4 protein-coding genes and 1 pseudogene are annotated in these 5,056 nt (G+C 53.0%); 1 reads left to right on the top strand and 4 read right to left on the bottom strand.

Annotation, left to right across the window (positions count from 1 at the left end):
• Window positions 1-821 precede the first annotated feature (821 nt).
• From AC13DD_RS00920 to AC13DD_RS00935, 4 genes and pseudogenes are all read right to left on the bottom strand, one after another.
• Window positions 822-1,043 (bottom strand): annotated as a pseudogene (locus AC13DD_RS00920) (transposase domain-containing protein); the annotation flags it as partial.
• 24 nt (window positions 1,044-1,067) lie between these two features.
• Window positions 1,068-1,265, bottom strand: a complete 198-nt coding sequence (locus AC13DD_RS00925) for a hypothetical protein (RefSeq protein WP_008171269.1) — start codon at window positions 1,263-1,265, stop codon at window positions 1,068-1,070.
• Between the two features lie 211 nt (window positions 1,266-1,476).
• On the bottom strand, window positions 1,477-2,721 hold the full coding sequence (locus AC13DD_RS00930) for an alginate export family protein (RefSeq protein WP_482930720.1): 1,245 nt from the start codon (window positions 2,719-2,721) through the stop codon (window positions 1,477-1,479).
• A gap of 454 nt (window positions 2,722-3,175) precedes the next feature.
• The gene (locus AC13DD_RS00935) at window positions 3,176-4,261 is read right to left on the bottom strand and encodes an OprO/OprP family phosphate-selective porin (protein WP_482930721.1); all 1,086 of its coding nucleotides are present in this window, start codon (window positions 4,259-4,261) and stop codon (window positions 3,176-3,178) included.
• Window positions 4,262-4,542: 281 nt separating this feature from the next.
• Here AC13DD_RS00935 and AC13DD_RS00940 point away from each other — a divergent pair.
• On the top strand, window positions 4,543-5,056 hold a 514-nt coding region (locus AC13DD_RS00940), incomplete at its 3' end, for a TorF family putative porin (RefSeq protein ID WP_482930722.1).

Below are 5,056 nucleotides of genomic sequence, written 5' to 3' on the forward strand. Positions count from 1 at the left end.
ACGCGGCGGCAATTCCCCAGGTTGCAAGATCAGGCATTTAGCCCTCCAAGTTCGGTGAGTCTGTCAAATTGCCCAGAAATCGAATTTGATGCCTTCCCTGGACCTGCCGTTATTGATAATGGCCCGTGCCCGCCATAGCATCTTGCCAGTACCGCACCGTGGCGGAGTTCAGGCGAAAAGGCATCACTTTCACAGAGCTGACCTCAGTAATCCTTGTGTTCGCGGAACACACGCTGCTGGCCGTTGGCGTTGAAGGCGATGACCTGATAATCGTCCTTCCGGCCCGTTTCCATGCCCCTGCATCATTTTCATGCACGCCTCAGTCATGGCTTTACGGTCTTCGGGGGACATATCAGACATCATATTCATCATCCCCCTCATGCCTTTTCCTTCGTCCTCGTGGGCCAATGCAGAGAAGGATCCAATGGTTCCGGCCAGAAGAATCGCTGTGATGGTGAGCCTGGTTTTTGAATTGCGCATTTGATTCACTCCATATAAAGCCCCGTTACGAATGAACCGAAGTACGAGACTTTGTTGCAAGAACTAACGTTAATGAGTTTGCCGCGATGGGCAAAAACCGGTTAAGACTCAGGAGTAATGTTCTGCAGGGGGTGTAATAGAAGCCAGGAAGGGATCCTGGTAGTGGGCCGCCTGTGCGGCAAAAATCAGCTGGGAACCGGTATCGGTAAAACTTGTGAAGTTCCCCGGCGGCAAGGCAAAGCAAACGCAGGCCCGCTGAACACCAAAAGCAGTGACAGCAACACAACGATAGTGGGGCGATTCTTTGCGGCCATCCTGCTTTCAAGCACCAGTCTGTGACATTAACAAATTAAGGCATACGATCTACCGATACGTTCCCAAAAGACCAACACTATTTTATTCCGTTGTAAGCGCCCGCCGATGGCGCTGCTCTTCTGTGTCGGCAGTCGGGTTAGAACATCCCTTGGATACCCATAGGGATCATGCCCTTTCCGCATAGCCGACTGGATCAGCGTCATGACCGCAGCCGCGCGTTGACCACTGCGGAGTGATCCCAGGAACAGCCCAACGCACAGGGCCACGAGCCTTCACTTATACGTGACGCCGTGTCGATCGAAGATCTCATAAACTTCCCCGGCCTCCTCCTGCGGCAACATCACCCGGATCGTCTGCTCTTCCTTATCAATAAAGATCACATCCTGTGGGATTTCGCTGCCAATAAGATCGTCTCGCGTATTGCGTGCCTGATCCATGTTCTCGAACTTACCATTAATAGCTTTACCCATCGTGCTTCTCCTTGTTGTTTACATTCCATCCAAAGCATAGCTAACACATCAATTTCTGTAAATTTACGACGTTTCCAAGAGCCAAACGCTGCCTGAGACCTCCTCAACCGCAGCGTTCGTCAGCGACCCTTATCCTTCGGATTGTCTACCCCCGGTCGGGGCGACCCGCCCTCTATCAGGCGAATGTCTGTTCACCGCAACAGTGATAAGGTCAGAACTTGACCTCTCCCCACAACCAGGCCTTGTCCGTATCCACGCCACGACCATCGGCGGCATAGCTGGCGAACTTGGCACCCACCGTGTAGTGCTTGTTGATCGGGTAGACAGCCAGCAGCCCCAGCTCGGAGCCATAGCTCAGGCTATTGATCTCACTGCTGTAGTCATGATAAACGGCCAGCCACTTGACCCCCTTTGCTGAGGCACCCGCCGATACGTATAGATCCTGCAGGCCATCGTCCGGGGTGACCAGGAACTGGTCGGCCCAACCGTTCATCGCGTGAAGCGTCGCCAGAGGCGTCTGGAATGACCGGCCGTCGTCCGACTCCAGAGTCTCCATACCCACCTTAAAGGTCAGGCCGTAGACTGCGAGCCCCACTTCCGCCAGCCAATAAGCGGCCTCAAAGCTTTGCGGGTTGTCTGCATAGTCTTTCTGGATTGCGTACTCCAGGGTGTACAGGACCCTGGCGTCTTCCGATACATCGGTGCCACCTGCGAACCGCAAACCAAAATTCTGGGTTGAGTTGACGTCTGCGTTGGTAAAGTCGAAAAGATAACCGTAAGTGGTCAGGGTTCCGGCAGCCAAGCCATGATACTGTGCGTTGAAAATCGGCGACTGCATTGGGAAATTGCCATTAGGGCTGGCATCCGAGAACACCCGGTTAGCATTGTAAAGATAGCCCGCTGTGATCTTCGTGTCCGGAAGCGACTCGTTGGTGCCGACAAAGGCATCGAAGGTTTGCTCATTCTGGCGCCAGCCAACCGTACCGATAAACCGGTGATTGTCCAGAGCAAAGCGCTGACGGCCGTAGGTCAGGCTGGTATCCGAAAAACCTTTGTAACGCACGTAAATTTGGTTGACTTCGGTTTCCGTCGGATCAGCGACTACTGAGTGATCGGTTATGCCATTGATGGTGCTATTGTAGTTCTCATTCCCCACAGCGGACACATCTTCCGCCTCGGCAAACACCTCAAACCCCTTAAAATCACCAGTCCGGTACCCCAGTCGGGTTCGAACGGTAGAAGCATGGGCTTGATCAAGAGGGTTGTCCTGATCCACAAATTCGTAACGGTAACGAACATCAAGCGAAACCTTTCCCCCGGTTAAGGCTTCGGTAAAGGTCATGGACAGGACAGGCGTTGCGGCAGAGGCCAGAACCGAACCAATGGCAAAGACAAGCAACGACTTCTGGTTTTTTTGGCCATTCCTGCCAGTGAGCGGAGTTAGCATCATTTTCATCCTAGTGGTACCTTCAGCGGCCGTATAAATGGTTGAATGGAGTCAACATTTCATCGATAAGTCGCTCGTTCAGTTTAGGGCGCCAATGTCAGCGACAACCTTGATATCGGTCAGATTGAACCTGACTCTCAAGGGGTACCTCCATAGGCTCACAGGCAAAAAGAGCTGAACAACGCGCCACCACCTTATACGTCTCGCAAAGCCGTCCATACGGGCCTCCTTTTTTCAGGAATACAGCCGGATCAGAGCTTAACTGCACCTTCAGGCTGTCCAACTGATGGGGTCCACCTCAATGTACACCAGAAACCTCAGATGAACTTTATTAGCGGGGGGCGGGGTGGGGGGGGGGCAGACAAAAGCATGGGCAGATTAATATCTGCCCAAAACCTGAGTATTTCATTAACTCTCAAGAACTATATCAAGCCGCAAACTCATTCAAGCGACCTCCATGCGGTCAAAATGCATATTGTAACCTCGCACGCACTTCATCTCCGCTAGCGCCATTGGCTTCTTCGCCATCCATGTAGCTCATTCCAAGTCGAACATTCTTGTTGGCGTAATAGTTAACGCCCAGTGTTGTTTGCTCACCGTCGGTCGTGGCCAGCCCCACATCACTGTATTTTCCGTCACCATCCTCAAAGCGGGCAACAACTTCCCAGGCCCCTTTGGGTGATGCCGGTTTTACCCGCTTGAATGCTCCGGCTTTGTAAGGACGGCTTTCGCCGGTGATGATCCAGCCAAGCTGTACGTAATAACCATCAACATCCACCTGGCCTTCCTCGGAATCGAAATATTCGGCCTGGGCATGGAAGGGCCCGGAAGCGCCGGCGAGCTCCAGATTAAACGTGTCGACCTCATCGGCCTGAGTGTCGGCATCACGCGTGGTATAGCCCGCGCCAAGATGAACAACAGCATTATTCGTTTGAACGGGTGCAAATGTGCCCCGCGCGGTTACTGCCGTGTTATTGAAGTCGTCGCTGCCATCGCCGCCTGCCTCGAAATAGCCGATACCGTAGGTCCAGTTGCTGCCCTTGCCGCTGAGCTGGATGCCACCGCTGCGACCGGGGGCATAACGCTCGGTCATGGCAGATCGCTCAAGCGCTGAGATGTCTTTCGAACTCGTTAATTCTTCCAGGCCGAACGGCTCTTTCTGTTTACCAATAGTCACGGTTGCAACTGAGCCAAGCCCCAGGTAACGAATGTACAGGTCTTCAGCAGTACCGCCGTCGGCGCCATCACTTTCAGCCACGTTGAACTGGGTCTTGTACGCCCAGTCGCCAAAGTGGCCCTTGGCGTAGAGGCGTGCCCGGCGCACATCGAAATCGGTCGTGTCAACGCCGTTGTCGTCAGACTGCGTGGCGTCGTAATCCCACTGAATGCGCCCGCCGAGCTGAAAAGACGCTGATTTATCCAACGTTTTCACCTTGATACCACTGTCGGTATCAATCACAAGGTCTTTGCCGCTGGTCGTAACGGTTCCGGCCTGTGCAGCAGAAGCGGCAGAAATCGCCAAAGCCAAGCCCAAATATTTCTTGCTCATGATCTGTCTCACCTTTTTCGGTTTGCTTGTGTGTGTTGAAGCGCTATTAAAGTCTATTTGGCAAAGATTACAGAATGGTTACAGAGAATGCATCAAAACAGGGCGCTGGTCCGGGCCGGTGACAGGTTCTGGGGCGCTAGGTGTTGCGGTCGTTTTTCGGGGGCAAGCTCAGAATGTGCCGATTTGTCTCTATAATTATGATAAACAAGAATAAATAAGATGTGGCAAGACTTTTGCTGAATCATATTTGGAGCAATGAAACCCAACCGAAGGTATCCATTATGAAGAAGCAGTTTTTCACCAAATCCGGATTTATCAGTATCACTTTGCTTGCAGCACTTCAGGCTGCGCCCGCCATTGTTAGCGCTGACGTCAGCTCAAATGTGAGCGCCAGCAGCAACTATCTGTTCCGGGGCGTCACCCAGACAGACGGGGCTGCGGCTGTCCAGGGAGGGTTGGATTATGAGCATGCGTCGGGCTTCTACGCCGGTGGTTGGGGTTCCAATGTCGATTTTGGTGACGGCACCAGCTATGAGCTTGATCTTTATGCCGGATTCTCCGGCTCTGTGGAAGAACTGGGTTATGACGTTGGGTACATTTATTATGCGTATCCTGACGCGCCGGACTCCATTGATTTCGGCGAACTTTACGGCGAGATCAGCTATGGCATTGCTGCTGTAGGCCTAGCCTACACGATCAACAGCGACACCAGTGGTGATGGGGTGTTCGTGCAAGGAGATGCCTATTACTACGCCTCTGTTGGGGTGCCTCTGCAGGACAGCTACAGTGCCGGTG

The sequence above is a fragment of the Marinobacter sp. L-13 genome, assembly GCF_056857715.1.

Excerpts from the sequence above, each read along its gene's own strand:
- AC13DD_RS00925 (WP_008171269.1), bottom strand. The coding sequence starts at position 1,265 with ATGGGTAAAGCTATTAATGGTAAGTTCGAGAACATGGATCAGGCACGC.
- AC13DD_RS00930 (WP_482930720.1), bottom strand. The coding sequence starts at position 2,721 with ATGAAAATGATGCTAACTCCGCTCACTGGCAGGAATGGCCAAAAAAAC.
- AC13DD_RS00935 (WP_482930721.1), bottom strand. The coding sequence starts at position 4,261 with ATGAGCAAGAAATATTTGGGCTTGGCTTTGGCGATTTCTGCCGCTTCT.